This window comes from Mycobacterium shunyiense (assembly GCF_058270035.1).
Genome location: NZ_JBZDPT010000004.1, coordinates 245,787 through 271,768, shown reverse-complemented (window position 1 = coordinate 271,768; position 25,982 = coordinate 245,787). Strand labels below are relative to the sequence as shown.

The 25,982-nt window shown below is 67.4% G+C and carries 30 protein-coding genes, 1 pseudogene and 1 riboswitch; of the genes and pseudogenes, 11 read left to right on the top strand and 20 right to left on the bottom strand.

Going from position 1 to position 25,982, the window contains the following annotated elements; all coding sequences use genetic code 11:
- The first annotated feature begins 29 nt into the window (after positions 1 to 29).
- Positions 30 to 1,853: a S9 family peptidase gene (locus AC4ELS_RS05275; protein ID WP_064884903.1), complete on the top strand. Its 1,824-nt coding sequence runs from the start codon at positions 30 to 32 to the stop codon at positions 1,851 to 1,853.
- A 1-nt stretch (position 1,854) separates the two neighbouring features.
- Here the strand turns inward: AC4ELS_RS05275 and AC4ELS_RS05270 are convergent, their stop codons facing one another.
- Genes AC4ELS_RS05270 through AC4ELS_RS05260 form a run of 3 tightly spaced genes read right to left on the bottom strand, consistent with a single transcriptional unit; the run spans position 1,855 to position 3,973 of the window.
- On the bottom strand, positions 1,855 to 2,301 hold the full coding sequence (locus AC4ELS_RS05270) for a TIGR03618 family F420-dependent PPOX class oxidoreductase (RefSeq protein WP_498888804.1): 447 nt from the start codon (positions 2,299 to 2,301) through the stop codon (positions 1,855 to 1,857).
- An 11-nt stretch (positions 2,302 to 2,312) separates the two neighbouring features.
- A complete protein-coding gene (locus tag AC4ELS_RS05265) occupies positions 2,313 to 2,735 on the bottom strand; it encodes a PPOX class F420-dependent oxidoreductase (RefSeq protein ID WP_064884905.1) in 423 nt (140 codons plus the stop codon).
- Positions 2,736 to 2,767: 32 nt separating this feature from the next.
- Positions 2,768 to 3,973, bottom strand: coding sequence for an FAD-dependent monooxygenase (locus AC4ELS_RS05260; protein WP_498888806.1), 1,206 nt, complete (start codon positions 3,971 to 3,973; stop codon positions 2,768 to 2,770).
- 76 nt (positions 3,974 to 4,049) lie between these two features.
- On the opposite strand from AC4ELS_RS05260, the gene AC4ELS_RS05255 reads away from it, so the two are divergent.
- Positions 4,050 to 4,595, top strand: coding sequence for a TetR/AcrR family transcriptional regulator (locus AC4ELS_RS05255; RefSeq protein ID WP_448448298.1), 546 nt, complete (start codon positions 4,050 to 4,052; stop codon positions 4,593 to 4,595).
- 2 nt (positions 4,596 to 4,597) lie between these two features.
- On the opposite strand, the gene AC4ELS_RS05250 is transcribed toward AC4ELS_RS05255, so the two are convergent.
- The 6 genes from AC4ELS_RS05250 to AC4ELS_RS05225 all read right to left on the bottom strand — a co-directional run bounded on the left by AC4ELS_RS05250 (position 4,598) and on the right by AC4ELS_RS05225 (position 9,477).
- Positions 4,598 to 5,308: a sensor domain-containing protein gene (locus AC4ELS_RS05250; protein WP_448448299.1), complete on the bottom strand. Its 711-nt coding sequence runs from the start codon at positions 5,306 to 5,308 to the stop codon at positions 4,598 to 4,600.
- A 32-nt stretch (positions 5,309 to 5,340) separates the two neighbouring features.
- The gene (locus tag AC4ELS_RS05245) at positions 5,341 to 6,693 is read right to left on the bottom strand and encodes a C40 family peptidase (protein WP_448448300.1); all 1,353 of its coding nucleotides are present in this window, start codon (positions 6,691 to 6,693) and stop codon (positions 5,341 to 5,343) included.
- A 15-nt stretch (positions 6,694 to 6,708) separates the two neighbouring features.
- Positions 6,709 to 7,467, bottom strand: a complete 759-nt coding sequence (locus AC4ELS_RS05240; RefSeq protein ID WP_448448301.1) for a hypothetical protein — start codon at positions 7,465 to 7,467, stop codon at positions 6,709 to 6,711.
- Positions 7,468 to 7,483: 16 nt separating this feature from the next.
- A complete protein-coding gene (locus AC4ELS_RS05235) occupies positions 7,484 to 8,308 on the bottom strand; it encodes a type VII secretion target (protein WP_448448302.1) in 825 nt (274 codons plus the stop codon).
- A gap of 142 nt (positions 8,309 to 8,450) precedes the next feature.
- Entirely contained in the window at positions 8,451 to 9,047 is a 597-nt protein-coding gene (locus AC4ELS_RS05230) for a class I SAM-dependent methyltransferase (protein ID WP_448448303.1), read from the bottom strand.
- A 4-nt stretch (positions 9,048 to 9,051) separates the two neighbouring features.
- On the bottom strand, positions 9,052 to 9,477 hold the full coding sequence (locus AC4ELS_RS05225) for a pyridoxamine 5'-phosphate oxidase family protein (protein WP_448448304.1): 426 nt from the start codon (positions 9,475 to 9,477) through the stop codon (positions 9,052 to 9,054).
- Positions 9,478 to 9,625: 148 nt separating this feature from the next.
- Here AC4ELS_RS05225 and AC4ELS_RS05220 point away from each other — a divergent pair, with 148 nt between their 5' ends.
- Positions 9,626 to 10,615 (top strand): LLM class F420-dependent oxidoreductase, encoded by a 990-nt coding sequence (locus AC4ELS_RS05220; protein WP_463792626.1) that lies wholly within the window; start codon positions 9,626 to 9,628, stop codon positions 10,613 to 10,615.
- Here AC4ELS_RS05220 and AC4ELS_RS05215 read toward each other — a convergent pair.
- Together AC4ELS_RS05215 and AC4ELS_RS05210 are read right to left on the bottom strand one after the other, a co-directional pair.
- On the bottom strand, positions 10,596 to 10,970 hold the full coding sequence (locus AC4ELS_RS05215; protein WP_499046220.1) for a YybH family protein: 375 nt from the start codon (positions 10,968 to 10,970) through the stop codon (positions 10,596 to 10,598). The genes AC4ELS_RS05220 and AC4ELS_RS05215 overlap by 20 nt on opposite strands.
- Positions 10,957 to 11,670, bottom strand: coding sequence for an SDR family NAD(P)-dependent oxidoreductase (locus AC4ELS_RS05210; RefSeq protein WP_499046217.1), 714 nt, complete (start codon positions 11,668 to 11,670; stop codon positions 10,957 to 10,959). Before AC4ELS_RS05210 ends, AC4ELS_RS05215 begins: the two co-directional genes overlap by 14 nt.
- Positions 11,671 to 11,787: 117 nt before the next feature.
- On the opposite strand from AC4ELS_RS05210, the gene AC4ELS_RS05205 reads away from it, so the two are divergent.
- Positions 11,788 to 12,720, top strand: a complete 933-nt coding sequence (locus tag AC4ELS_RS05205; RefSeq protein WP_082941793.1) for a LysR family transcriptional regulator — start codon at positions 11,788 to 11,790, stop codon at positions 12,718 to 12,720.
- A 39-nt stretch (positions 12,721 to 12,759) separates the two neighbouring features.
- On the opposite strand, the pseudogene AC4ELS_RS05200 reads toward AC4ELS_RS05205, so the two are convergent.
- Positions 12,760 to 13,797, bottom strand: a pseudogene (locus AC4ELS_RS05200) (YbfB/YjiJ family MFS transporter); the annotation flags it as partial.
- A 156-nt stretch (positions 13,798 to 13,953) separates the two neighbouring features.
- Here AC4ELS_RS05200 and AC4ELS_RS05195 point away from each other — a divergent pair.
- Both AC4ELS_RS05195 and AC4ELS_RS05190 read left to right on the top strand, forming a co-directional pair.
- Positions 13,954 to 14,388, top strand: a complete 435-nt coding sequence (locus AC4ELS_RS05195; protein WP_499046215.1) for a hypothetical protein — start codon at positions 13,954 to 13,956, stop codon at positions 14,386 to 14,388.
- 211 nt (positions 14,389 to 14,599) lie between these two features.
- Positions 14,600 to 14,944, top strand: a complete 345-nt coding sequence (locus AC4ELS_RS05190) for a cupin domain-containing protein (RefSeq protein ID WP_064885597.1) — start codon at positions 14,600 to 14,602, stop codon at positions 14,942 to 14,944.
- Between the two features lies 1 nt (position 14,945).
- Here the strand turns inward: AC4ELS_RS05190 and AC4ELS_RS05185 are convergent, their stop codons facing one another.
- The 4 genes from AC4ELS_RS05185 to AC4ELS_RS05170 form a co-directional block, all read right to left on the bottom strand.
- Entirely contained in the window at positions 14,946 to 15,293 is a 348-nt protein-coding gene (locus tag AC4ELS_RS05185; RefSeq protein ID WP_064958943.1) for a VOC family protein, read from the bottom strand.
- Entirely contained in the window at positions 15,290 to 16,939 is a 1,650-nt protein-coding gene (locus tag AC4ELS_RS05180) for a DNA repair helicase XPB (RefSeq protein WP_064959111.1), read from the bottom strand. Before AC4ELS_RS05180 ends, AC4ELS_RS05185 begins: the two co-directional genes overlap by 4 nt.
- A gap of 93 nt (positions 16,940 to 17,032) precedes the next feature.
- Entirely contained in the window at positions 17,033 to 18,457 is a 1,425-nt protein-coding gene (locus AC4ELS_RS05175) for an alpha/beta hydrolase (RefSeq protein WP_499046345.1), read from the bottom strand.
- A gap of 53 nt (positions 18,458 to 18,510) precedes the next feature.
- The gene (locus tag AC4ELS_RS05170) at positions 18,511 to 20,769 is read right to left on the bottom strand and encodes a helicase-associated domain-containing protein (RefSeq protein ID WP_498888817.1); all 2,259 of its coding nucleotides are present in this window, start codon (positions 20,767 to 20,769) and stop codon (positions 18,511 to 18,513) included.
- A gap of 109 nt (positions 20,770 to 20,878) precedes the next feature.
- Here AC4ELS_RS05170 and AC4ELS_RS05165 point away from each other — a divergent pair, with 109 nt between their 5' ends.
- From AC4ELS_RS05165 to AC4ELS_RS05150, 4 genes are read left to right on the top strand one after another with little or no spacing between them, the layout of a single operon-like run.
- Complete coding sequence (locus AC4ELS_RS05165; RefSeq protein ID WP_055117555.1) at positions 20,879 to 21,076, top strand: hypothetical protein; 198 nt, start codon at positions 20,879 to 20,881, stop codon at positions 21,074 to 21,076.
- A gap of 2 nt (positions 21,077 to 21,078) precedes the next feature.
- Positions 21,079 to 21,564, top strand: a complete 486-nt coding sequence (gene moaC / locus AC4ELS_RS05160; protein ID WP_082941792.1) for a cyclic pyranopterin monophosphate synthase MoaC — start codon at positions 21,079 to 21,081, stop codon at positions 21,562 to 21,564.
- Positions 21,561 to 22,040, top strand: coding sequence for a MogA/MoaB family molybdenum cofactor biosynthesis protein (locus tag AC4ELS_RS05155; protein WP_064883673.1), 480 nt, complete (start codon positions 21,561 to 21,563; stop codon positions 22,038 to 22,040). The genes moaC and AC4ELS_RS05155 overlap by 4 nt, the downstream gene beginning before the upstream one ends.
- Entirely contained in the window at positions 22,037 to 22,465 is a 429-nt protein-coding gene (locus AC4ELS_RS05150; RefSeq protein ID WP_463792637.1) for a molybdenum cofactor biosynthesis protein MoaE, read from the top strand. Before AC4ELS_RS05155 ends, AC4ELS_RS05150 begins: the two co-directional genes overlap by 4 nt.
- Positions 22,466 to 22,468: 3 nt before the next feature.
- On the opposite strand, the gene AC4ELS_RS05145 is transcribed toward AC4ELS_RS05150, so the two are convergent.
- The 4 genes from AC4ELS_RS05145 to AC4ELS_RS05130 form a co-directional block, all read right to left on the bottom strand.
- The gene (locus AC4ELS_RS05145; RefSeq protein ID WP_064883666.1) at positions 22,469 to 23,239 is read right to left on the bottom strand and encodes a transglycosylase family protein; all 771 of its coding nucleotides are present in this window, start codon (positions 23,237 to 23,239) and stop codon (positions 22,469 to 22,471) included.
- An 8-nt stretch (positions 23,240 to 23,247) separates the two neighbouring features.
- Positions 23,248 to 23,431: riboswitch (cyclic di-AMP (ydaO/yuaA leader) on the bottom strand.
- Positions 23,432 to 23,679: 248 nt separating this feature from the next.
- On the bottom strand, positions 23,680 to 23,928 hold the full coding sequence (locus tag AC4ELS_RS05140) for a MoaD/ThiS family protein (protein WP_236734791.1): 249 nt from the start codon (positions 23,926 to 23,928) through the stop codon (positions 23,680 to 23,682).
- 15 nt (positions 23,929 to 23,943) lie between these two features.
- Positions 23,944 to 25,020, bottom strand: a complete 1,077-nt coding sequence (gene moaA, locus AC4ELS_RS05135) for a GTP 3',8-cyclase MoaA (RefSeq protein ID WP_499046211.1) — start codon at positions 25,018 to 25,020, stop codon at positions 23,944 to 23,946.
- Positions 25,017 to 25,409 carry a YccF domain-containing protein gene (locus tag AC4ELS_RS05130; protein ID WP_064933364.1) on the bottom strand — a complete coding sequence of 131 codons (393 nt, stop codon included), beginning with the start codon at positions 25,407 to 25,409 and terminating at the stop codon, positions 25,017 to 25,019. Before AC4ELS_RS05130 ends, moaA begins: the two co-directional genes overlap by 4 nt.
- Positions 25,410 to 25,571: 162 nt before the next feature.
- Between AC4ELS_RS05130 and AC4ELS_RS05125 the strand changes: the two genes are divergently transcribed.
- Positions 25,572 to 25,982 (top strand): cold-shock protein, encoded by a 411-nt coding sequence (locus AC4ELS_RS05125; protein ID WP_055117540.1) that lies wholly within the window; start codon positions 25,572 to 25,574, stop codon positions 25,980 to 25,982.

The following is a 25,982-nucleotide window of genomic DNA, read 5'->3' as shown; positions in this document are numbered from 1 at the left end:
TTGAGAAATACCGACGACAAGGGGGCGTAATGGCGGACGCGACGTTGATCCCGCTCGAAGTGCTGCTCGGCAATCCGGAGCGCGCGGGCGCACAGATCTCACCGGACGGAACGCGGCTGTCGTACGTGGCTCCGCTCGACGGCGTGCTCAACGTATTCGTCGGCGTCATCGGGGCGGGTGACGATCGTCCGGTCACGCACGACACCGACCGGGGGATCGCCAACTATGTGTGGGCGCACGACAACCGGCACATTCTCTATGTGCGCGACCGCGACGGCAGTGAGAACTTCCGGCTCTACGACGTCGACGTGGAAACCGGTGTCGAACGTGACCTCACCCCGTTCGACGATGTGCAGTGCCGAATCATCAGACTTCCCAAGAAGTTTCCCAACGATGTGCTGGTCGGGATCAACAAGGACAACCCGCAGCTGCACGACGTCTACCACCTCGACCTGACCACCGGGGAGTTGCGGAAGGTGGTGGAGAACCCCGGTTTCGTGGGCTGGCTGGTCGACGACGAACTGCGGGTCCGCGGCGCGATGCAGCCGACCGCCGAGGGCGGCATGACGATCCTGGTGCGCGACGACGAACACTCTGACTGGCGAACCCTGTTGGACGTTCCGCCAGAGGATGCCGAGACGACGGCCCCACTCGCCTTCAACGGCGACGGCACGGCGATGTACCTGCTGCTGTCGGTCGGCTCGAACACCACCCGACTGGTGACGATGGACATCGCGACCGGGGCCGTCGAGGTGCTCGCCGAGGATCCGGTGTACGACGTCAGCAACGCGGTCTTGCACCCGGACACCCGTGAGGTCCAGGCCGCGACCGTGTACGGCGAACGGTTGGAATACCGCATCTTCGACGAGTCGATTCGCGGCGACATCGAGGCGCTCACGCGGGTGAGCCCGGGCGACCTGTCGATCACCGACCGCAGCCACGACGACGGCACCTGGCTGGTCGCGTTCGACCAGGACGCCGGGCCGGTGAAGTTCTACTCCTGGGACCGGGCTTCGCAGACCCCGACGTTCCTGTTCGACCATCGCCCTGAGCTCAACGACTACCCGCTGGTGCCGATGGAGCCGTTCAGCTTCACCTCCCGCGACGGCCTGACCGTGCACGGCTACCTGTCGTTCCCGCCCGGCGTGGAGCGCTCCGGCTTACCCGCCGTGCTCAGCGTGCACGGAGGGCCGTGGGCCCGTGTCGGCTGGGGCTTCGACCCCGAGGCGCAGTGGCTGGCCAACCGCGGCTATGTCGTCGTGTCGGTCAACTTTCGCGGCTCCGCCGGCTATGGCAAGGAGTTCCTCAACGCGGGCAACCGCGAGTGGGGCGCCAAGATGCACGACGACCTGCTCGACGCCGTCGAGCATCTCGTGGGCAAGGGCTACATCGACGCCGAGCGGGTCGCCATCTACGGCGGCTCTTATGGGGGCTACGCGGCACTGATCGGCGCGACGTTCACGCCGGATGTGTTCGCCTGCGCGGTCTCGATGGTCGGTCCGTCCAACCTGAACACGCTGATCGCGTCGTTCCCGGAGTACTGGAAGCCGATGATCCAGTTGTGGCACAAGCGAGTTGGGGATGACCCCGACTTCTTGTGGTCCCGTTCTCCGCTGTCCAGGGTCGACGCGATCAAGATCCCGATGCTGATCGCGCAAGGCGAGAACGACCCTCGGGTCAAGCGGGCCGAATCCGAGCAGATCGTCGCGGCGATGGCCGAGCACGGCATCGACCACGAATACGTGATGTACGAGAACGAGGGTCACGGCTTCGCCAAGCCCGAGAACCGGCTGGACTTCTACCACCGCGCCGACCGCTTCCTGGCCAAGCATCTGGGTGGCCGCGCGGAGTGAGTCAGCCGGGGTTCGAGTAGACCCGGGTGGGGGCGATCAGCACCGCGGTGCGACGCTCCTCGCGCATGACGCGGTCGTAGGTGTCCCAGTCGTCGTGGGTGCCGCCGGCGGCTTCGAAGATGGCACGCAAGAGCAGCCGCAGCCCCTCGGCGTCGGTGCCGGGATCGGGGTCGTCGGGTCCGATGATCTCGGCGGTGCCCTCGACCGTCACCCACTGCCAGCCGGCCCGGGCGACGACGGTGGTGCGGGGATCGGCGCGCAGGTGCTGCAGCTTGCGCGCTCCGCCGATGGCCACGAGTGCGACGACGGGATCGCCGGTGCTCGGGTGTGCCATCACACCGGCATTCACCACCGAGGACTGGATGCTGCCATCGCGACGCAGCGTGCTCAGCACACACAGCCCGTGGTCACGGGACAACATCTCGGCGAATGCGGAAACCTCGGCCACAATGCCTCCCTTCAGTCCGCCACGTCGAATGCGGCATGGACTTTCGTCGGCTTGACCCGCACCACGAGTTCTCCGGGAACCCCGTTGCGCCGGCCGAATTCCTCGGCGCGCTCGGCGCCCATGTATCGGCCGCCGATGCGGGTGGCGGTGGCGAGCAGCTCGTCGGGATCCTCGCTGACCGCCGCGACACCTTGGACCTGGACGAACGCGAACGGCGGGGTGTCGTCGTGGATACACAGCACCACCCGCGAATCCCGGGCCAGTGCCCGGCCCTTGGCGGTGTCCTTACCGGTGTTGAAGACGAGCGCGCCGTCGTCGACCACGAACCACACGGGTGCCGACAACGGCCGACCGTCTGCTGCCACCCAGCTCAGTACGGCGGTGCGGGTGCCTTCGGACAGAAACGCGATCACTTCCTCGGAAAGTTCGCCCATGCCGCCACGCTACGCCCGCCGGCGCGTTCTGATCAGTGAAGCGCGGCAGGCCAGGTAGGCAACGGCATGGTGTCGTAGAGCCGTACCCCCTTGGTGTTGAGCCGGGCCAGCGACTGCGTCACGCCCAGCGGCAGCAACGAGATCAGCCTGCCTGTGCCCACCAATGCGCGTATGCCCCAATTGCTCATGGGCACCACGGTTTTCGCGTTGACGGCCGCGAGCTTTCGGCTGCCTTCGACCGGTGGGCGCATCGTGCGTTCATACGCGGCGAATGCGGCGGCGTAATCGTCGCCGGCCCGGACCATCTCGGCGGCCAGGACGTAGGCGCCGTACACCGCCAGGCTGGTGCTACCGCCGACCGCCGGGCCGGGGCAGTAGCCCGCATCGCCGACGAGAGTCACCCGGCCCCGGGACCATGTGGCCATCTGCAGCTGCGTGATGGCGTCGAAGTAGAACGTCGGCGTCTGCGGTACCTCGTCGAGCCAGCGGTCGACCTCGGGCGCCGTGTGCGCGAATGCGGTGCATAGTTGCGCCTTTTGACGTTCCACGTCGCGGTAGTCGTAGTCCAGTCGTTGACCCGGGCGGAAGATGAACACCGCGCGGGCATCGTCCAGGTGGTCGGCGGTGTAGATACCTGCCATGTGGCCAGGCTTGAAATAGCCGGTCATCTCACCGTCGCGGGCCAGATCCTTCGGCACGGACACCACCGACAGATAGCCGCCGAGGAATCTCTCGGAAACGTTGTCGCCGAACGTCAGACGACGCACACCGGAGTGCAGTCCGTCGGCTCCCACCACCACGTCGAAGCGCCGGGGTGCGTTGTGCTCGAAAGCAACGTCCCCGTCCGGTGAGATCGAGGTGATGGTGTCGCCGAAGAGGTACTCGACGTCGTCGCGGCCCGCGTTGAAGTAGATCTCGCTGAGGTCATCCCGCATGATCTCGACGTGCCGGTCGGACATGGCGCCGATGATCTTCAGATAGTCCAGATGGGCTGGGCGCGATCTGCCTGGTCGACGGATGATCATCTCGGTGGTGCCGGTGGCGTGCGCCTCGATGTCGGACAGCACGCCCATGCGTTCGGAGATCTCCATGGCAGGCCGGAACAGATCGACGGCGTGGCCACCGGTTTTGCGCAGCGCGGGTGAGCGTTCCACCACGGTGATGTCGAATCCATGCCGCGACAGCCAGTAGGCGAGAACCGGCCCGGCGATGCTGGCGCCGGAGATGAGTACCTTCACGATGCCCCCTTACTTAACGGTCGGTAAGTGTTTCGATGGCCAGCTTACCGATCGTTAAGTAAGTTAGGGTGGCTACGTGGCCAAGCCTGCATTGGATACCCGCCAGCGCATCCAGGACGTGGCGCGCGAACTGTTCGCCGAGAAGGGCGTGGTGCGCACCAGCCTGCAGGACATCGCCGACCGCCTGGGCATCACCAAACCCGCCTTGTATTACCACTTCCGGTCACGCGAAGACCTGGTCCGCAGCATTCTGCAGCCCCTCATCGACGAGGGTGAGGCCTTCATCGCCGAGCAGGAACGCAAACGCGGAGCGGCCCGCGCCACGCCGCGGGAGCTCCTGGAGGGCTACTTCGACTTTCACTACCGGCACCGCGCCGATCTCATCCTGATCGTCTCCGAGCTGACCACATTGGTCGATCTGGGGCTGATCGACCAACTGCTGGCCTGGCGCGCCCGGCTCGGTGTACTGGCGTTCGGGCGGCGCCCCACCCTCGAACAATCCACCCGCGCCGTCATCGCCTTCGGCGGCCTGCAGGACTGCTGCCTGCAGTTCCCCGACGTCCCCGGAGATCAGCTGCGCACCGCCACGGTCGACGGAGCGCTGGCCGCGCTCGGGTTGTGAAATCAGCCGAGCTTGCCCACGAGCTGGCCGGCGACTGCGGTGACGGCTGCGGCCGATTCTGTGGATGAGACCGCCACGATCGCCGTGCCCGCCAGTCGGTATTCCGTGGCGTCGCCCGAGCCCCCGCCTGACAAACTGGGATTGGGTTTGCGCTTCTGGGTGAAGCGCACGACATCGGACCCGCTCTCACCCGGAGTGACGACGAACGGTATGCCGTCACCTGCTGACGCCTTGGCGCATGCCGGAACTCCCGCGGCGAGCTGTGCGAACTTCTGCGAGGCGGTGTCCGCATCGGGATATACCGCGATTGTCTGGCTGACGAAGTGCTGACGCGGCCCGCCTGCCCACTGCGAGACGTACTTGGCGGTGGCTGGGGTACCAGCGGCGAAGTACAGCGTGTTCACCGCATCGCATACCGCCGTGGGCCCCGCATCAGGAACTCGCGGCGTCGTTTCGGCCGGATTCAGCGAGTCGAACTCTGCGGCACCGGGATTCGCCTGTTGCACAATGCTGTTCAGGGTGTCGACAGATAACGTCAGGGTGGCGGTATCGGTGGGTGCGGTTGTGGTGTCCACCGGGGTGGCCGTGACGGGGGCGGCATGGGCGGGAGTCGTGGGCGAGGTGGCTCCGAGGGTCGACGGGCCCTGCGAATGACAGGCGCTCACCGTCAGCAGGGCTGCCGTGCAGAGCGTGCCAAGTGTGCCAGTTCTCATTTTCGGGTCTCCAGGTCGAGGTTGTGACGGAATCAGTTGGGCCGCACGACACGGACGGTACCGTCGGACGTCGTCGCTGCCTGTGAGTGTGCGGGCGTACCGGATTCGCTGGTCTCGACCGTGACACCGTTGCCCATGTAGATCGCGACGTGCGCCCCCGCGACGCCCAGGCCGCCGTCGTAGTAGATGACGTCGCCGGGTTGCAGTTGCGAGGTGTCCAGCTTGGGCCCGGTCTGCACCACGGACCCGAATGCTCCGGCCCCCTCGGTCATGTTCCCGAACTGCACCGATGTTCCCTTGCCCGGGTCATACCCGGTGGCCTGGTAGATCGCGTATTCGGAGAGGCCGCTGCAATCGAAGCCGGTGTGTTCGTAGTCGTGCATCTGGTCCGCGTACGGATCCGTCCCTTTGGCCGGTGCTCCTGAAGTGCCGCCGTCCTTGCTGCCGCCGCCCCAGACGTAGCGCGTACCCTGCTGATTCTCGGCCGCACCGATGATCTTGAGCTTCTTGTCGGTGACCGCCTCCGGCAGCGGGTAGGCCGCAGGGGGCTCTCCCGACGGCCGTTGGGTGCCGTCGCCGTTCTTGCCGTTGAGGTAGTCACGCCAGTTCTGATCCCGCGCTTCGCCCGGTGGTTGCGCCGGGTATCCGGGCGGGTTCGTCTCACCTTTGGCATCGACCTTCCACCCGGGCTTGGGAGCCACCTCCGCCGGGTCGCCAGGCGCGTGGGGCACCTTGTATCCGGGGTCGCCCGGTTTGGCGTCCGGACCTGGAACCGGCGCGTTGGTTTCGTCGCTGTCGGGCTTCGGCTGGTCGGGAGGGGGTTGCGGCGGGGTGTTCGGGTCCTTGGGTTTGTCCTCGGCCGGGTTCAGGCCGTCGGTGGCCTTGCGTATCGCATCAGCGAGTTCACGGTCCTGGCTGTCGAATTGGGCCAGCAGGGTCTTGAGCTTGACCGAGTTGGCGGCTGCCAGTTGCCGAATCTCGAGGGCCGTGACCGGACTGAGTTTCGCCGCGACATCCAGCGGGCCGCCGGGACGGATTGACACGGTGCCGTCGTCGGCCACCTGATAGCCGTATTGCGTGAGGTTGTCCACCGCGTCGATCAGGGCGGTTCGACTGGCGGACAACCGCCCGCCGCCGTCGGTGAGGACCGTTTGCAGCCGCTGCAGGGCGTCGGCCACCTTCTGATGATCGGTGAAAGTACGGTTCGCACTGGCATTCGCGGCGTCGGCGGCCGAGCCGTTCCACCCCTCGTCCAGCTTCTTGAGGGTGCCGTGCCCTTCGGCGATCTGCTGCGAAGCCTTGCCGGCAGAGTCCGCCGCGCGATGACCGGCATCGGTCAACTGCTCGGGGTGAGAGTTCTTCACCTCGGAGATCGTCATCGTCATGTCGGGCTCAGTGCCTCAGCATTCCCAGATCGAGCACAGCTGGGGGTTCATGGCGGCGAAGACATCCTCGTCGGCAACGGTCTGCCACTGTGCCTCAGGTGTTCCGGTGGACCACACGCTCAGTTCGGTCACCGTACTTCCCACGACTGCCAGGTATACGTGCGCCGTGATGTGCTTGTCCGGCAGTCGAATTTCGGCTGCGACTTGATTGCAGCCGCCGCGTTGCACGCTCGGGCAGAACTGCTTCGGGGTGGTCATGGTCAGTTGCGCTGTCGGAGAGGTGGTCTGGCATTCGGTCAGCGTGTCCAACGTGGCGGTGAACAACGCGTGCGCGGTCTGGCCCATGGTCCAGGGATCGCCGGGATAGTGGACGATCACTTGTTGCGCCGACCAGTTGTCGTCGCCTCGATCGATCAGAGATCGTGCGTTCTCGCCGCCGCCGAGTTGCGCCGGCGTGCCTCCACACAGGCCGTCGATCTGGAACGTGTTGCTTCCCAACGGCTGTGCCGAGTCGGCCAGATTGGGCCAATGCTGGGAGTCGTTGAGCGGGAGGCGATTGGAGTGCACCCACGCGGTTGTGGGTACGGCTTCGGCGTTCGGCGCTGTCGTGGACACCGGGCTGGCAGGGCTCGTCGCGGGGTGGATCATGCCGGTGGTCGCGGAAGAGCTGTCGGCCCTGGGTGTGCCGACGACCGGAGTGTCCTGACATGCCGTCAGCCCCGCCACCATGGCGCCTACGGTCAGGACGATCGAGACTGCGCGCGTGAGCTTCACCAATTCTCCTGTCATCTCAGTAGCCCTGATGGGTGCCCGGATTGGTCTGCGGAATCTTCGCCCGGATGTCGGATCCGTCGGGATTCACGCCGTACTCCCCGACCAGATAGTTCATCGATGCGGCGATGTTCGCGGCTGGATCGTAGATATTGTTCGACGTCCCGGGCTGGTGGTACTGCGCGAAGGTTCCCGGGACGCATTGGGCGAGTCCGCGTGAGCACCCGTTGCCGTAGCCGTCGGACACGTCGTAGGTCGAGTTCGGCGGTTTCGCGTTGACGTCCCAGTCATTGACCGACATGGGGTTGTAGGACGATTCGTGTTCGGTCAGGGTCAGGTAGGCGTCCATCCAGCGTTGCCTGGCCGCGGGATCGGTCACGCCGCGTTGGTCCAACGCCTGGTTGATGTAGTTGCGGGTGGCGTCCTGCCCCGATGGCCAGGACCCCTTGTCGTAAGTCACCTGATCCACCGGAATGGCCTCGGGCCCGGGCTGGGCCGCCGGTGGGGGAGTGGCGCCTTCGCCGCCGTCGTCCGGCCCACCCGTGTCCTCACCGGCCTTCTTCACCTTCTTGCCCAGGTCGGCATCGGTCTTCTCGTATGTGTCGGCCGCCGAGTTCAGATTGGTCGAAAGTTTGGCGTACTGGTCTGCCACTCGCCGGCATGCGGTGTCTACAGCGGTTCCGGCCTGCCGGCAGGCGTCACCGCTGCTCAAACCGCGAAGCTGGGCGGGCAGTGCGGTGAATTGCAGATTGGTGCCGGTGCCGGCGCTGTCGGTGCCCAGATGGTCGAAATCGCCCGCGGCCGACCGGAGGGTGGCGGGATTCACGCGCAGCGGCGAGGTCATAGCGGAAGCCTAATGGCGCCGCAGGGTCGGGCCTGACACCAATTCCGTTGCGGGAGAACGGCTGTGAACTACCTGTGGATTTACTGCGGAGAGGTGCCGATCGTATGCCGCCGGGTGTAATGCGGCTCGCCGTCGGGCGACCTCATGCGGCGCGGCGGAACAGATAGAACCGCGCTGCGTTCGCCCCGTTGTGGTCCATCGCCAGCTCGTCCCCGCTGGACATCAGCGTCCAGCCCGTGCTGAAGCGCCGGAGCACTTCGTCGAACCCGATCCCGGGCACACCCATGGATGCACCCGGGATGAACGCCACGATCAGCAGTTGTGCATCGGGGGCGGCCACTGCGCTGACCTCCCGGACGTAGGCGTCGCGGTCGTCGGCGTTCATGCCATGCAGGCAGCCACTGTCGACGATGAGATCGAAGCCGCCGCCGATACCTGACCAACTCAGTTGGGTCACATCGGCTTTGGCGAAGATCGCGGGCAGTCCGGCGGCCTTGGCGCGTGCTTTCTTCAGCGGTTTGGCCACGTAGTCAACACCGGTGACCCGCCAACCGTGTCTGGCCAGGTACACCGCGTTGTCCCCGGTGCCGCAGCCCACGTCGAGCGCGGTCCCGGGAGGCGTCAACGCGTGTGTTGTGCCTTCCACGATCGCCATCAGGCTATGCGCCAACGGGTGGCCGTCCCAGGGGGTGAACCCCACCCGGTACAGCCACCGGAACAAGCGTTGACGCGAACTCACCGAGCTAGAGCGAACCCAGGTCGGAGGACAGCCAGTGCTCGGGCTTGAGGAACACTGCCACGCTGTCGCCCTGCTCGCGGCGGGCGAATTCCAGATACGGCTCCACCTTCTCCGGGGCCAAATAGCGCTTGGTCATCTCGACGAGTTGCTCGTCGGTGCCGGGTTCGATGCGGTCGACGGCGCCGTCGACGGCCACATAGCGCACCGACGGCTCGAGCCGCTCGACCATCAGGCTCAGATGGCCGGCTGCCTCGATCAGCCGGTGCTTGCGGGACCCGGTACCGGTCAGCAACCATGGCTGCCCGCCGGGGGTGTACTGATACCAGATCGGGACGGTCAGCGGACCGCGCTTGTCTCCTGCGTACACCGACAGGGCGGCGATGTGCGGTTCGGCCAGAAACTGCTCGCGTTCTTCCTTGGAAAGGGGCATGTTGACAGCCTAGACCGACTTTGAAAAAACTTGCCCGACAACGGTTTCAGCTGATGGCAGATGTCGAATGGCCAGTTTTTGCGCGGCCACGGCCAAATTGTGTGCGACATCTGGCCACTGGGCGCCCGGCGTCGTAAAGTCGGGGTCCATGCGCTTTGGACTCTTCATCCCGCAGGGCTGGCGTCTCGACCTGGTCGACATTCCCACCGAAAACCACTGGTCGGTGATGCGTGACCTGGCCACTTACGCCGACGCGGGCGCCTGGGACTCACTGTGGGTCTACGACCACTTCCACACTGTTCCGGTGCCGACCGACGAGGCCACCCATGAGGCCTGGTCGCTGATGGCTGCGTACGCGGCGACGACGTCGCGCATCAAACTCGGCCAGATGTGCACCGCGATGTCGTACCGCAACCCCGCCTACCTGGCGAAGGTCGCCGCCACCACGGACATCATCTCGGGTGGCCGGGTGCAGATGGGTATCGGTGGCGGCTGGTACGAGCACGAGTGGCGCGCGTACGGCTACGGGTTCCCGTCAGCCGGGGTGCGGTTGGGCCGGCTCGACGAAGGCGTGCAGATCATGCGCGACGCCTGGCGGGACGGGCGGGTCAGCTTCGACGGCAAGCACTATCAGGTCGACGGTGCCATTGTGGCCCCGAAGCCACTGCAGGACAACGGCATTCCGATGTGGATCGCCGGCGGCGGGGAGAAGGTCACGCTGCGCATCGCGGCCAAGTATGCGCAGTACACCAACTTCACCTCCGAACCCGAGGGATTCGCGCACAAGTCTGAGGTGCTCGCCGGGCACTGTCGCGACGTCGGCACCGACTACGCCGCGATCGTGCGCTCGGCCAACTTCAACGCAATCATCGGCGAATCTGAGGCCGACGTAGCCGAACGCGTCGCGCGGCTGCGGGCTCGGCAGGTCCCGGTGGCCGGGGAGGCTGCCGTCGACGCGATGCTGGCCAACGTCACCGCACCCGAATCGGCAAGCGGCACACCCGAACAGGTCATCGAGAAGCTCAAGCGGCTGCGCGACCTCGGGTGTGAGTACGCCATCCTGTACTTCCCCGAGGCCGCGTACGACCGGTCCGGTATCGAGTTGTTCGAGCGTGAGGTCATCCCTGCGCTGGGCTGACCTGATAGAACGCAATGCGCCAGCCTGCCTCGCCGCCGGTCACCAGCACGCTGAGATTCAGCGGGATCACCGTGCCGTCGGGCCGGGTGAAGTCTGCGCGCAGGTAGCCGAGCGCCACATCGTCGGCGGGCCTACGGGTCTCGTGAAACGAGTAGGCCACCGTAAGCCCGGCCGGCTGGGATTCGTAGTAGTCGATCACCCCCTGGCGTCCGACGCTGTGCGGGTGCAGGCCCTGAAAGATCGCGTCTTCGGTGAACACCGCGGCCACCCGTCGCGGATCGTGCGTGGCGATTCCGGCCCGCCACTCGTCGAGTACCTCGCGCAGGATCTGCTCGGTGTTCTCAATGTCCGGCACTTTGACCTCCATCGACGTGCAGGATCTCGCCGGTGACGAATCCGGCCTGCTCCAAGTACAGCACTGCGGTGACGACATCGTCGATATCGCCCATGTGGCCGACCGGGTGTAGCGCGTCGAGGAACTCGTGTGTCTCCGGCGAATGCATGGGTGTGCGGATGGTGCCCAATGCCACCGCGTTGGCGCGGATCCCGCGTGACCCGTATTCAATTGCCAGTGCTCTGGTCGCGGCGTTCAGCCCGCCCTTGGTCAGCGACGCGAGTGCCGACGGCACCTGCGAATTGGCGTGGTCGACCAGGCTTGTCGAGATGGTGACGACATGGCCGCCCTCGCCGTGCGACTCGAAGGCCTTGATCCCGGCTCGGGTCAGTTCGAAGAATCCACGCTGATTCACGCCGGTGACGGCGTCGTAATCGGCGTCGGTGTACTCGGTGAACGGTTTGGCGATGAAGATGCCGGCGTTGTTGACGATGGTGTCGACCCGGCCGAATCGTTGCACGGCGGCGTCGATCACCCGCTGACCGACACCGGGCTGCCCGATGTCGCCGGCGACCGCCAGCACCATCGGATCGTCGCTCTGGCCGATCGTCCGGGAGTTGGCGACGACGGCGTAACCGAGCTTGCGGTAACCCGCCACCAGGGCTTCGCCGATGCCCTGCGAGGCGCCGGTGATGACTGCGACGTGCGGTGTGGTGCTCATTGGGGTGGTCCTTTCTGGTCCGATGTACCGCTCAACGCGGCCGCAGTACGTGGCGATGTCCGTCCGATGTGACGGGATGGCTCGTTGCTGAGAGGTTCTGCCTAATAGGCTGCGACGGTGGAACTGCGCCAGTTGCGGTACTTCGTCGCCGTCGCCGAGGAACTGAACTTCGGCCGCGCCGCCGAGCGGCTGCGTATCGCCGGGCCGTCGTTGTCCCAGCAGATCAAGGCGCTGGAACGCGACCTCAAGGTGCAGCTGTTCGACCGTGACCGGCGCTCGGTTGCGCTGACTCAAGCGGGTGCCGCACTGTTACCCGGGGCGCGGGACCTGATTCACCAGGCCGACGAACTGCGCAGGCAGGCACAAGGTTTGGCGGTGTCAGAGCCGGTGCGGATCGGGTACGTCAACTGGCGCCCCACAGATTTGGCCGAGCGAGCCGCCGGGGTGGCGCAGTTGCGGGTGGACACCTGGGTGATGCCGTCGCACGCCCAGGCCGCGCGGGTGGCCGACGGCACCTTGGACCTGGCGATCTGTTGGGTGCAGAACTCCGACCTCACGGCCTTGGGGCTCGATGCCCGGTTGATGGGTGTCGACCGGCTCTATGCCCTGTCCGCGGGAGCCGACGAGACGCCGGTGAACGCCGCCGACGTGTTGGTCCTGGTGGATGCCGACGACACCAGCTGGTCCTCGTGGAACCGGTACGGCGAGCAGTTCGCCGCCGAGACGGGGGCACGCGTCATGCGGACCGACGACGGCGGCGTTACCGGGCCGACGTTCTTCGAGCATGTCCGTGAACTGCGGCGTCCGGTTCTCAACAATCCCAAGGGGCAGGACGCGGCGCTGCCCAAGGGCCTGGTCCGGCGTCCGGTGCTGGCCCCGGTGCCGTTGTGGACGTGGTCATTGGTCTGGCGTCGCGATGAGGACAGTGCGTCCGTGCGCGCGGTTGTCGAGGCGTTCACGCGCGGCGTCGGTGATCTCGGCGTCCGCGAGGACGGAACGTGGCTGCCCGCCGACGACCCGTATCGCCAGCGCGGCGATCGCGGCGAGTAGCACCACCAGCGCTCCGACCGCCAGCGCGATCCGAAAACCGTTGTGCACGAATGGGGACACCGCGACCGGCCCGATGATCTGGCCGACGGAGTAACCCGCGGTCAGCAGCGCCACTGCGCCTGGGAACTGGAGCTGCCGCCCGGCCGCCAGGGCCAGGGTGCTGATACCGATGAAGGTCCCGCCGAACAGAACGGCACCGAGGACGGCCGCGACGCCGCTTCCGGTGCAGGCCAGCCCGATTCCCCCGGCCTGTAACAGCAGCGCCCCGGTGAGCAGCACCGGATGGGAGTAGCGGGAGCTCAGCCGTGCCCACAGTGCGGCAGAGGGAATCGCCGCCAATCCGACCACCAGCCACGCGCCGATACCGAGCCGGCCCGGCGAGTTCTGTGCGATGGCAGCCACCAGGAAGGTGCCGGCGATGATGTAGCCGATGCCTTCGAGGGTGTAGCTGCCGAAGAGCAGGGCGAAGGGGCGCCACGTGGTCTTGCGTTGGTCGGCATGGGCTTTCACCTCGCTCGGGGTGGTAGCCGGACGCATGAACCAGGCGGCCACGCTCAACGCCGCGGTGCAACCGGCGGCCAACCACCACGCGCCCTGCCACCCTGCCCGGGCCGGCAGGCCGAACACCAGGCCGGCGGACAGGGCGATGCCGACGCCGACTCCGCCGAACGCCCAGCCCGGCAGATGGGCAGGGTGCCCGTGCAGATGGTCCAACACCGTGTTGACGGCGATGACGAACACCAGGGCGCTGGCCACCCCGGCGGCCAGGCGCAGCGCCATCCAACCGAAGGCATTGCCGGTCAATGGCATTGCTGCCAGGCTGACCACCAACACGATGAGCGAGACCCGGCACGCCGACATCGAACGGGACAGCCGGGGCGAGAACGCTCCGGCCACCGCGCCCACCAGATAGCCGATGTAGTTGGCGGTAGCCAGATGTCCGGCAGACTGGGGACTGAGTCCGGCCTGCGCGGTCATCAACGGCAGGATCGGGGTGTAGACGAAACGTCCGATCCCCATCGCGGCGGCCAGCACAGCGGCCGTACGGGCGACGTGCAACCAGGGGGCTTTTGGCATTGCCCCATGGTCTGCGGCGGTGGCCGGCCCTGCCACGTCCAGTTGTCTTACAGCTGGGAGGTCCAGCCTCCCACCGCAGGTATCGACATGGCCCGCGCGGAAAGGTCGTCAAACGTACATCGCGTGACTGGCAAATGGCCGCAAAAGGTATGTCGGGTGAAACGTGCGGTGGATTGGCACCGCGATGTGCTCCATGATCCCCACGTGACGCTGATATCACGGGAGTTCGGGAGCGGAAGCGTATCCGCCCCAACAGTCGGGGCCGACCTGGCCACGGTGCTCAACCCCTTGCCGCGCACGGCTTCCCGCGCGGCCGCCCCGATTGACTGTTCCCGGCCCGTGCACAGCGCTGACGTTGCCCAATCGCGCCTGTTCGAGGACATTCTGATCGGCGAAATCGCCGAGCTGCGGGACCTTCTGGCCGCGACCGAACAGCGGTGGCGGCGGCTTCGGGAACGCAGCCGGGTGGCTGACGCGCCGGTGCCGGAAGCGTTGCTTCGTCTGCACGCGCGCATCGCCGAGGCCGAGCGGTTGCTCGTCCAACTCCGGTGCCGGTTCGGTTACGAGGGAGATTCACTCCGCGTGATTTGAAATTCCGCGGGTGCGCTCCGGACGTTCCGGCGCCGTCGGCGGGGTCGGTCGAATGTCACGACGATCTTGCCGGCGGCGCCGGGTGTCGACGGCATGGAAGTCCGTCGAACTGCTCACCGACAAAGTGCTGCCCGCACCGGCCTGAATCGCGTTCGAACACATATCGCGACCCCACGCCTACGGGGCTGCCGGAAGTGGCACGATTCTGGGTATGGAGAAGATCTCGCTCACCGCGATTGCCCGTCAGCAGTTGGCCTCAGCCCGCACGGCCAACAGTGGACGCAGTGCCCACACCGTCTACGGCGGGCATGAACACCAGCTGCGCCAGACCCTGATCGCGATGACCGAGGGTACCGGGCTCGACGAGCACGAGAGCCCCGGTGAAGCCACGCTGCAGGTGATCGAGGGCCGGGTGAAGCTGGCCAATTCCGACGCCAGCTGGGAAGGATCGCCCGGCGATCACATTGTGATCCCGCGTACCCGCCACAGCCTGCATGCGCTCACCGATTCAGTGGTGCTGCTCACCGTCGTCAAGGCGATGGGGCCGCACACCTGACTCAGCGGTGGCTCAGCACATTGACCACGTTGCCCGACTGATCGGCGAAGAAGAACCGCCGTACACCCCACTCCTCGTCGCTGAGAGGATGCACGATTTCCAAGCCGGCCTCGACCGCGGCGGCATACGCCGCGTCGACGTCGTCGACCTCGATGGAGACGGACGGGTTGACCGGCGCCGTCGCGTCTTTGGTCATCAGACTCACCTGGTGACGGAGTTCGGCGTCGGCCAGGGTGACGATCCAGCCGTGGTTCATCACCTCGGTCAGCCCGAGGGTCTGGGTGTATGCGGCGGCGGTCGCGGCGAGGTCGGACACCGTGAGCACCGGCATCACCCGCGACACTGTCATATCGCCGGCCCCAGCAGGTCGTCGGCATCCTTGATGACGTAGCCGTAGCCCTGCTCGGCCAGGAAGCGCTGGCGGTGGGCGGCGTACTCCGCGTCCAACGAATCGCGTGACACCACGGAGTAGAACACCGCGCCGCCGCCGTTGGCCTTGGGCCTCAGCAAGCGGCCCAACCGCTGCGCCTCTTCCTGGCGGGAGCCGAAAGTCCCTGAAACCTGAACGGCGACAGATGCTTCCGGTAGGTCGATGGAGAAGTTCGCCACCTTGCTGACCACCAGCGTGGAGATCTCGCCGCGGCGGAACGCGTCGAACAGGGCCTCGCGCTCGGCGTTCTTCGTGGACCCCTGGATCACCGGGGCGTCAAGTTCCTCGCCCAGTTCCTCCAGCTGATCCAGGTAGGCGCCGATCACCAGGGTCGGCTCGCCGGGGTGGCGCTCCAGGATGGACTTCACCACCGCGATCTTGGTGTGCACCGTCGAGCACAGCTTGTAGCGCTCCTCGGGTTCGGCGGTGGCGTAGAGCATCCGCTCGTTGTCGGTCATCGTCACCCGCACCTCGATGCACTCGGCGGGGGCGATCCAGCCCTGGGCCTCGATGTCCTTCCACGGTGCGTCGTAGCGCTTGGGCCCGATCAGCGAGAACACGTCACCTTCGCGGCCGTCCTCGCGGATCAGCGTCGCGGTCAGGCCCAGCCGCCGCCGGGACTGCAGGTCGGCGGTCATCCGGAACACCGGTGCCGGCAGCAGATGCACCTCGTCGTAGATGATCAGGCCCCAGTCGCGGGTGTCGAAGATCTCCAGGTGCTTGTATTCGCCCTTGGTGCGGCGGGTGATCACCTGGTACGTCGCGATCGTGACCGGCCGGATCTCCTTCTTCTCACCGGAGTATTCGCCGATCTCGTCCTCGGTCAGCGAGGTGCGGGCCACCAGTTCGCGTTTCCACTGCCGCCCGGCCACCGTGTTGGTGACCAGGATCAGCGTCGTCGCCCCGGCCTTGGCCATCGCGGCCGCCCCGACCAGCGTTTTACCGGCTCCGCAGGGCAACACGACCACGCCGGAGCCGCCCGCCCAGAACGAGTCGGCGGCCATCTCCTGGTAGTCGCGCAGTGCCCAGCCATCCTGGGCCAGTTCGATCGGATGGGCCTCGCCGTCGACGTAACCGGCCAGGTCCTCGGCCGGCCAGCCGATCTTCAGCAGCATCTGCTTGACCCGGCCGCGCTCGCTGTTGTGCACGATCACGGTGTCGTCGTCGATGCGCGCGCCCAGCATCGGGGCGATCTTCTTGTTGCGCAGCACCTCCGCGAGCACGGCACGGTCGAGGCTGACGAGCGTCAATCCGTGCGCCGGGTGTTTGATCAGCTGCAGCCGCCCGTAGCGGCCCATGGTGTCGACGATGTCGACCAAAAGCGGCTGCGGTACCGGGTAACGCGAGAAGCTGACCAGCGCATCCACCACCTGCTCGGCGTCGTGGCCGGCCGCGCGGGCATTCCACAACGCCAACGGGGTGATGCGGTAGGTGTGCACGTGCTCGGGGGCGCGTTCCAGTTCGGCGAACGGTGCGATCGCGGCACGGGCCGCCCCGGCCTGCTCGTGGTCGACCTCGAGCAGCACCGTCTTGTCGGACTGCACGATCAGTGGGCCGTCAGTCATTCGCGGGATCCCATCCACTCATCGCGCGCATCGCGGGAGAATTCATCGGATCCCATTATCCCGAATCGGCGGACACGCGCATTCAGCGCGGGGTCAGCGCGGGGCGGCTGTCGGTGCCGGGGGCGGCGCGCCACCGGCCGGGAGCGGCACCTGCGGCACTCCCGGGGTACCGACCGCACCGGCCAGCCAGGGCAGCGTGGTGCTCAACACCTGTTCGGCGAACGGCCAGTCATGTCTGCCCGGCAGCGCCGTGATCGCGCAGGTGATGCCGTGGCTGCGGCCGAGGTCGCACAGGGTGTGCGCGGCCTCGGTCTGATCGCCGGGGTTGCCCCCGGCGTCCTGCCCGCCGAGGCCCACCGCATCGGGATTGGCCGCATGCGCCCCGTGTTTGACCGGGGCGTCCGAGGAGATCACGAACCAGCCGGACACGCCCTGGTATCTGCCGTGTTTGTCGATCACGGTGGCTGGGTCGTAGGTGGCCCAGGCTGCGGCGTCCCCGCCGTACAGGCGCGCGATGGTCTGCTCCCTGGTCCCCGCGTTCGGGCCGGTGTCCCCGGCGATGTCGACGAACGAACTGAACAACTCCGGATGCATCACGGTCAGGTCCACCGCGCAGGTCCCGCCCATCGACCAGCCGACCACACCCCAGCCGGTGTCGCGCACGCCGAAGGTACTGGTCAGATATGGCGGTACATCCTTGGTGAGATGGTCGGCGACATTCCCGCGCGGGCCGTTGACGCATTCGGTGTCGTTGTTGAAGGAGCCGCCGACGTCGACGAAGACGAACACCGGGGTGTTGCCGCCGTGCTCGGCGGCGAAAGCGTCGATGGTGGCGATCGCGTTGCCGCTGCGCGCCCAATCTGCCGGGGTGTTGAATTCGCCGGCGATCATCATCACCACGGGAAGCGCGGGCGCCGAGGGCGCGAACCAGGCCGGCGGTAGGTACACGAGTTCGTCGCGGTGCTTGAAGCCGGACTCGTCGGCGGGAATCGTGACGGACACCAACTCGCCCTGGGACGGAATCTCACCGCGCTGACGCTGGTCGAGAGCGGTGGCGAGGTCGGTCTCACCCGGTAGCGGGCCGGCCGTCACCTCGTTCCACAGGGTGGTGACCGTGGGGAAGTAGCCGACCCAGAGGTTGACCGCGACTCCCACGCTGAGCAGGCACAACGGAACCGCTGCCACCGAGGCGGCCCGCCGGCGCCAGCGACTGCCGAGCCAACCCAGGGCCAGCACGGCCACGGCCAATCCCGTCAGCCCGATCCAGATCCACAACGCCGCCGGTGCGGGATCGCCCGCGAGACCCTGCGAATGGACGAACCAGCGGGCCCATGCCGTCAGGCCGAGGCCGACCGCGATCGCACACGGCAGCCAGATCAGGCGCCAGCGCCGGGTGCGCCAGCCGATCGCCACGATCAACGCCACGCCCGCCAGCGCCCACAATGTCGGGGGCAGCCAACCGTGCAGCAGCGACACTCCCCGGTAGGCCGGGGGTACCTGATCCGCTGCCGTCAACATCGTTGTCACACCGCCATATTGGTGAACCGCTCTGTGAGCACGCTGTGTCGTGGCTAGTCGGAGTCGGCCGACACCACCGACGTGACGCGGTGGATGGCGAACTCGCGGACCCGTCCGGCGGCCGGATCGAACGCGGTCAACTGGCCGCCGCGCACGTTGACGGGGGACACCACCCGCTGGGTGGCGACCCCGGCCGGGTCGACGTAGCCGATCACCACGGAGGTCTGGTTGATCGCGGCCTCCTGCAACTGGGTGATGGCCATCGCCGGATCGAGGCGCACGCTGGCGAACGGACCGGCAGCCACCTTGCGCAGCACCGCGACGATCGCACCCAGGGTCTGGGCGGTCGGCGGAGTGGACGGCCGGTAGACGCGGCGCCGGGACGGTGCGACGACGCGTGCGCCGCGGGCCTTGATGTCGACGACGGTGCCGGTGGAATCCTCGGCGGCCGGGGCGAATCCGGCCTCGCGCAACACTGTCAGTACGTCGGCGATGGGTGCCTGGGACACCGCCACGGTCGGCGCCAGCAGCCGCAGCTCGAGGCGGTCGGCACCCGGTGAGGCCACCGCCTGAGCCAGCAGGGCCGGATCCTCACATCGCAGGAACGACGTGGCCATGCCGACCCGCAGCTGGCCGTGCCGGCGGGCGACGTCGTCGATCAGATATGTCAACCCTTGCGGCACCGGAGTTTTCGAGTGCTTCTCGAACAGGGTGTGCAGCTCGCTGGCGGTCCGCCCGGCATCGAGGGCGCGCCGGATCGACGTTTCGCTGATCCGGTAGACCATCGCCGCGCCCGCCGATTCGACGGTGGCCACCTCGGCCAGGTGCTCGGCCAGATCCCGCTCCAGCGGACCGGGCACGATCACCGTCAGGTCGGCCTGCAGCAGGAAGTGGTCGAGCGGTTTGGGCAGTGCCTTGGCCATCGCGGCCAGCACGTCCTCGTCGGGATCGCCGGCGAGCAGACCGCGGGCCGGGGTGCTGATCGCCCCGCGGCCCACCATGCCCAGCGCGTGCGCCTCGGCGAGCAACCCGCTGACGGTGTCCGGTTGCAGCCGCAGCGCCCAGCGTGGCCGCCGCCAGACCATCGCCCGGGCGGCCTCCGCACCGTCGACCCCGGCGCCCGGAGCCAGCTCGGCCAACACGCGCAGCAGCAGCCTGCGGTCCAGGGGAGCCGCCGTCGAATACAGCGAATCCGACAGTGCGGCAAACGGTTTGTTGTCCGGCCCGCGGCTGCCGATCAGAGCGGGCCGGGCCGGCAGGTCCAGCCAGGTCGAGGCCAACAGGTGCCAGCGGGTGGCGGTGGTGGATTCGACGAACCGGTCGGCGGCCACCGTCGGCGCCCAGTACGGCCCGGTCCCGTCACCCGGGTCCGGTTCGGGCATCCCGGCCGCGATCAGCCCCGCCCCGGCGGCCAGTTCCAGCAGCAGTCCCAACCGGGGTTCCTCGACGCCGGTGGTCTTGGCCAACCGTTTCACGTCACGCACCCCGAGGCCGCCGTTGCGCAACTCGGGAACCGGTGTGCTGCCGAGGGTTTCGATGATCAGATCGATCTCGCGCAGCAGGTCGATCGCCGCTCCGGCAGCCGCCGCGTCCACGTCGGCCGGTGTCGTCGACGACGTCTGAAGCACCGGCGTGGTCAACTCGACCGGGCCGGGAGCCTCGCCCCGCATCACCTGGCCGACCAACCGCGGCAGGATCACCGTGTCGTCGTCGATCCGGCGCAGCAGCCCGGCTTCCAGCAGCCGCGGCACCGGCCGGTCCGGCGGAGTGTCCGGTGCCGCGTCGCGGGTGCGGCCCACGGGTGAACCCTCCAACAACCGGGCCAGCAGATCGTTCTGCGCGTCGTCGAGCCCGTCGAGCAGGCCGGTGATCTCCTCGGCACTGCGCGCGGCCACCTCGACGGTGGCCTGACCGACAACCCAGGGCAGGCCCGCGGCCACCTCGGGCGCCACCCGGACCTCGGCCTCGCCCCACACCAGGGCCCGCTCGCGCAGATCGTCCAGCGCGTCGGCAAGCTCGTTCGCACCGACCCGGTCGCCCAACAGTTCGCCCAGCTGCGACACCGGCACCGCGTGGGTGTCGGCGTGCAGGACCAGCAGCGCATCCAGGATGGCCAGCCGCCGGAAGTCCAGGGAATCGGTGGCAGCCTTGACCGACTGACGTGAGGTCGCGCGCGCGGCGAGCGCGGCGATAGTTCCCGGTGGCGGCTGGCTCAGGTCGGGCCGCAGCTCCAGGAGGCGGATCAGGGCCTTGTCATCGAGGTCGGACAGCCAGGCACCCAGCGGGAATCCGGGAGTCTGTGCGGCGGTCATATCCTGACCAGCGTAAAGCAGCCCGCGCGATCCCTCTCCCGGCTCTCCCCTGCAAGCGGGGGGGACCCCCGGCCCGCCGGTCTCGCCTCCGGTGAACGAGCCTGCCACAATGTGGAGCGTGGCTGACAACAAGAAGAACCATTACGTCGACAACGGCTGGCCCGTGCTCTCCGACGGCGATGATCACGCCGTGAGTGAGCTCGCCACCGACCGCACCGGCGCGCTGTCCCCGTTCGGCGACCTCACCTTTCCGTTGCCGGCCGAGGAGCTGCCCTTCATCCAGTCGGCCACCGTCGTCAACAGGTAGTAGTGGGACTGTCGCACCTCGACGAGTCCGGCGCGGCGCACATGGTCGACGTCACGGCCAAGGACGTCACCAAACGCATCGCGGTCGCCGTGGGCACCGTGCGTACCCGCCCCGATGTGGTGGCTCTCATCGCCTCGGGCGGCCTGCCCAAGGGTGACGCGCTGGCCACGGCTCGCGTGGCCGGGATCCTGGCCGCCAAGCGGACTCCCGAGTTGATTCCGCTGTGCCATCAGCTGGCGCTGACCGGCGTCGACGTGGACTTCGACGCTCGCGACGCCGAGGTCACCGTCACGGCGACCGTGCGCAGCACTGACCGCACCGGCGTCGAGATGGAAGCCCTGACCGCGGTGAGCGTGGCCGCGCTGACGCTGTACGACATGATCAAGGCCGTCGACCCCGCGGCGCGCATCGACGACATCAAGGTGCTGCGCAAAGAAGGCGGTAAAACGGGAGTATGGGAAAGCCCGTCGGAAAAAACTCAGCGGTGACGCGGTCGGCGCGGGTCATCATCGCCTCCACCCGTGCCGCGGCAGGGGTCTACGACGACCGGACCGGCCCCCTCATCGTCGGCTGGCTCTCCGATCGCGGTTATGACGTCACCGAGCAGATGGTGGTCGCCGACGGGCACGCGGTCGGCGATGCCCTGCGCGCCGCGCTGGCCGAGCGCGTCGACCTGATCATCACCTCCGGTGGCACCGGCATCTCACCCACCGATGCGACACCGGAATCCACGATCGCTGTACTCGACTATCAAATCCCTGGCCTGGCCGACGCCATCCGTCGCGCCGGCGTGCACAAGGTGCCCACGGCGGTGTTGTCCCGCGGGGTCTGCGGCGTCGCCGGGCGCACTCTGGTCATCAACCTTCCCGGCTCGCCGGGTGGGGTCAAGGACGGGCTGGGGGTGCTGGCCGGAGTGTTGGAGCATGCGCTGGATCAGCTGAGCGGTAAGGACCACACGAGATGAACGCATCCGTCATACGCGTCGATCTGACCGAGACGCCGATCTCGTTGACCGAATACGAGGCGCTGGTGGCCCATGAGGCCGCCGGAGCCGTGGTCGGCTTCTCCGGGGTGGTGCGTGATCACGACGGTGGCCGTTCGGTCATCCGGCTCGACTACTCCGCGCACCCCAACGCACTTCAGACCTTGGAGGAAGTTGCCGCCGAAGTCGCCGCTCAGACCACCGGGGTACGGGCGATCGCGGTCAGCCACCGCATCGGCACCCTACAAATAGGAGACGCCGCCCTGGTGGCCGCTGTGGCAGCGGACCATCGCAGGGCGGCGTTCGAAACCTGTGCCCGTCTCGTCGATACCGTCAAAGAGCGGCTTCCGGTGTGGAAGCACCAGTACTTCTCCGACGGCACCGACGAATGGGTCGGTTCGGCCTGAAACTCAGCCGTTGATGACGATGTTGCCGTCGATGCCCTGCTTCTCGATGGCCTGCTGGATCTGATCGAAGTAGCTGACCGGCTGTACCGCAGGAGCGGGAGCGGGTGCTTCTTCAGGAGCCGGAGCCGGGGCCTCAGGGGCGGGTACCTGCAGCGAGGCGTCGGCGATCGGAGCGGACTCAGGGGCCGGGGCGAGCGCGGCGTCCATCGGAGCGGCTTCGGGGGCCGGGGCCGGAGCCTCAGGGGCCGGCGGGAGGTCCTCGGGTGCCGGCGGCAGCGGGGCGTCCATCGGAGCCGCCTCAGGTGCCGGGGCGGGAGCCTCGGGCGGAGGCGGCAGTTCGCCGTTGACCGCAGGTGCATCCAGCGGGGCAGCAGGAGCGGGCTCATTGACCACGTTGCGCGGGGTGGCGCCCGAGAGGCCGCGTCCACAGACCGGCCAAGCGCCCTTGCCCTGGCCGGCGAGCACGCGCTCGGCGACGGCGATCTGCTGTTCCTTGGTGGCCATGTAGGCGTTGGGTGCGTACTCGCCGCCGCCGTGGGATGCCCACGTGCTGGGGGAGAACTGCAGGCCGCCGTGGTAGCCGTTGCCGGTGTTGATTGCCCAGTTACCACCGGACTCACAACGTGCCACGGTGTCCCACTCGCCGTCGGTCGCCGCCATCGCCTGGCTGGCCATCGCGAGGCTGCCGCCTGCGATCGCAGCGCCGGTCACCGCGATCTTCGCGACGTTCTTGGCTGATGAAGACGTGGTGGGCTTGCGATGCCGTCCACTCATAAGCGTGAAGGTCCTCTCGTATGCGCCCACGAGGTCAGCTGTCGGGTTCGGGTGGGAGAGGTCACCCGGCCGTCGTCGTCGAAACTCTGACGGCTTCACCCCAAGGGGCCGCAAGCGGCTCCTGGTCCTGAAGTAAATCGGTGGACCGGTGGGTCCCCCGCCTCCATCCTTGTTGTTCGTCGTTAACCCCTGCCCGATGGATGGAGCTCGGCGCTTCGGTATGAGGGTGGGCCAACTGATTAGGGTCCGTTGACTTGGGAATGAACGGTAACTGCTGCCCGCTATCCCGTCACCTTTAGCGGCCTCGGGCGTTTTCGATCCGAGCAAACTCTAAAAGTTGTTTAAAGGTGCAGGTTATTTCTGCGTTGTCGCAGGTGGGCGAGGCGCTCCACCCCGCCGTAGCCAGCTCGTGACCATTTCGTTATGTGATGCAAATCACGTTAACCGCCGGCGAAGGGGGGTAACACATCGATCGTCTGGTGCGTTGATATCGGCTTGTCCATATCGCGGACGGCCACCCCGTCCGCCAGGTATGAGCAGCGCTTTAGCACGCGCCCGAGCTCCGCGTCGCGACCGCTGAGATGCTCGACGAGCGTCGCGATCGTGCTGCCCTGCGCCAAACCTAACGTTTCCGTATCAACTCCCGCCGCCGCGGCGGCAGCAGCGAAATAGCGGACTGTGACGGCCATGGTGTGCCCTGTCATCTAGCCGCCGATCGCGCTCATCGGCCGGGCGGGCTGCACGAAATCAGGGTTGTTGATGCCGTGCCCGGCGGGCTTGCCCCACATCGCCGTCCGCCAGGCCGCCTCGATGTCGGCGTCGTCGGCGCCACCGCGCAGCAGGGCGCGCAGATCGCTCTCCTCGGTGGAGAACAGGCAACTGCGGATCTGGCCGTCGGCGGTCAGCCTGGTGCGGTCACAGGCCGAACAGAAGGCGTGCGACACCGAGGCGATCACCCCGACGGTGCCCGCGGGGTGTCCGGCGCCTGCGGCTACCTGCCACAGCTCGGCGGGCGCCGAGCCGCGCGGCTTCGGATCGGTCCGCAGGTCGAAGTGCTTCCGGAGGGTGGCCAGGATGGTGTCGGCGTCGATCACCGTGCCGCGCTGCCAGGTGTGGCCGGCGTCCAGGGGCATCTGTTCGATGATCCGTAGTTGGTATCCGTGGTCCAGGCAGTAGCCCAACAGGGTCACGGCGTCGTCGAGGCCCGACACCGGATCCAGCACCGCGTTGACCTTCACCGGCGCCAACCCGGCCGCCTTGGCGGCCGCCAGACCGTCCAGCACGTCGGCCAGCCGGTCCCGACGGGTGATGCGGGCGAAGTGCGCGGCGTCGACACTGTCCAGCGAGACGTTGATCCGGTCCAGCCCGGCCTGTTTGAGGCCTGCGGCGCGCCGGGCCAGCCCGATGCCGTTGGTGGTCAACGTGATCTCCGGGCGCGGCTCCAGCGCTGCCGCGGCGGCCACCACGTCCTCCAGATGGCGGGTGACCAACGGTTCGCCGCCGGTGAACCGCACGCTGGTGATGCCCAGGCGGGTGACCGCGATGCGCAACAGCCGGCTCAGTTCGTCGGTGCTGAGCAGCGCGTCACCGGGCAGCCAGTCCAGGCCCTCGGCGGGCATGCAGTACGTACAGCGCAGATTGCACTTGTCGGTCAGCGAGACCCGAAGATCGGTGGCCACCCGGCCGTAGGTGTCCACCAGAGGGCCGCTGGCCGGGGCCGGTCCGAGCGATGGGCGACCGGACCCGCTCACGGCGGGCAGCCCGAGCGAGGTCAGCGTCATACCGCGGCCTTCAGCGAGTCGACCGGGACGATCTCCTTGCCCAGCGGCACCAGCGAGACCGGGATCAGCTTGAGATCGGCCAGCGCCAACGGGATACCGATGATCGTCACCGCCATGGCCACCGCGCTCACCAGATGCCCCAGCGCCAGCCACCAGCCGAACAGGACGATCCAGATGATGTTGCCGACCAGGGCGCCGGGCCGGGTGCCCGGCTTGTCCACGATGGTGCGGCCGAACGGCCACAGGGCATAGGAGGCGATGCGCAGCGAGGCGAACCCGAACGGGATCGTGATGATCAGGACGAAACAGATCAGCGCGGCCAGCAGGTATCCCAGCGCCAGCCACAGGCCGCCGAAGATCAACCAGATGATGTTCAGAATCACTCGCATTACCGGCGCATCTCTCTTCCAGAGGTGGTTTCAAGCCTACCGAGTAATAGGGGTGAAGCACCCAGGGAGGGCCGAGTAAGATCGCTCCATCGCGTCCCGGCGCTGACGGGGCGCGAACTTTATGTGTGTAGGTAGTTCTGACAAGACGAGCGGGTGAGTGCAGTGCCGACCGGCAAGGTGAAGTGGTACGACGCCGAAAAGGGCTTCGGCTTTGTGTCCCAGGAGGACGGCGAGGACGTCTATGTGCGGTCCTCGGCATTGCCCGCGGGTGTCGAAGGCCTGAAGGCCGGTCAACGTGTCGAGTTCGGCGTCGCGGCAGGCCGTCGTGGCCCGCAGGCGTTGAGCCTCAAGCTCATCGACCCGCCGCCAAGTCTGGCCCGGTCGCGGCGCGAGGCCGAGCGGCCCGAGCACAAGCACACGCCCGATGAGCTGCACGGCATGGTTTCGGACATGATCACGCTGCTCGAAGACATCGTGCAGCCCGAGCTGCGCAAGGGGCGCTACCCCGACCGCAAGGTCGCGCGCCGGGTGTCCGAGGTGGTCAAGGCTGTCGCGCAGGAGCTCGACGCCTAG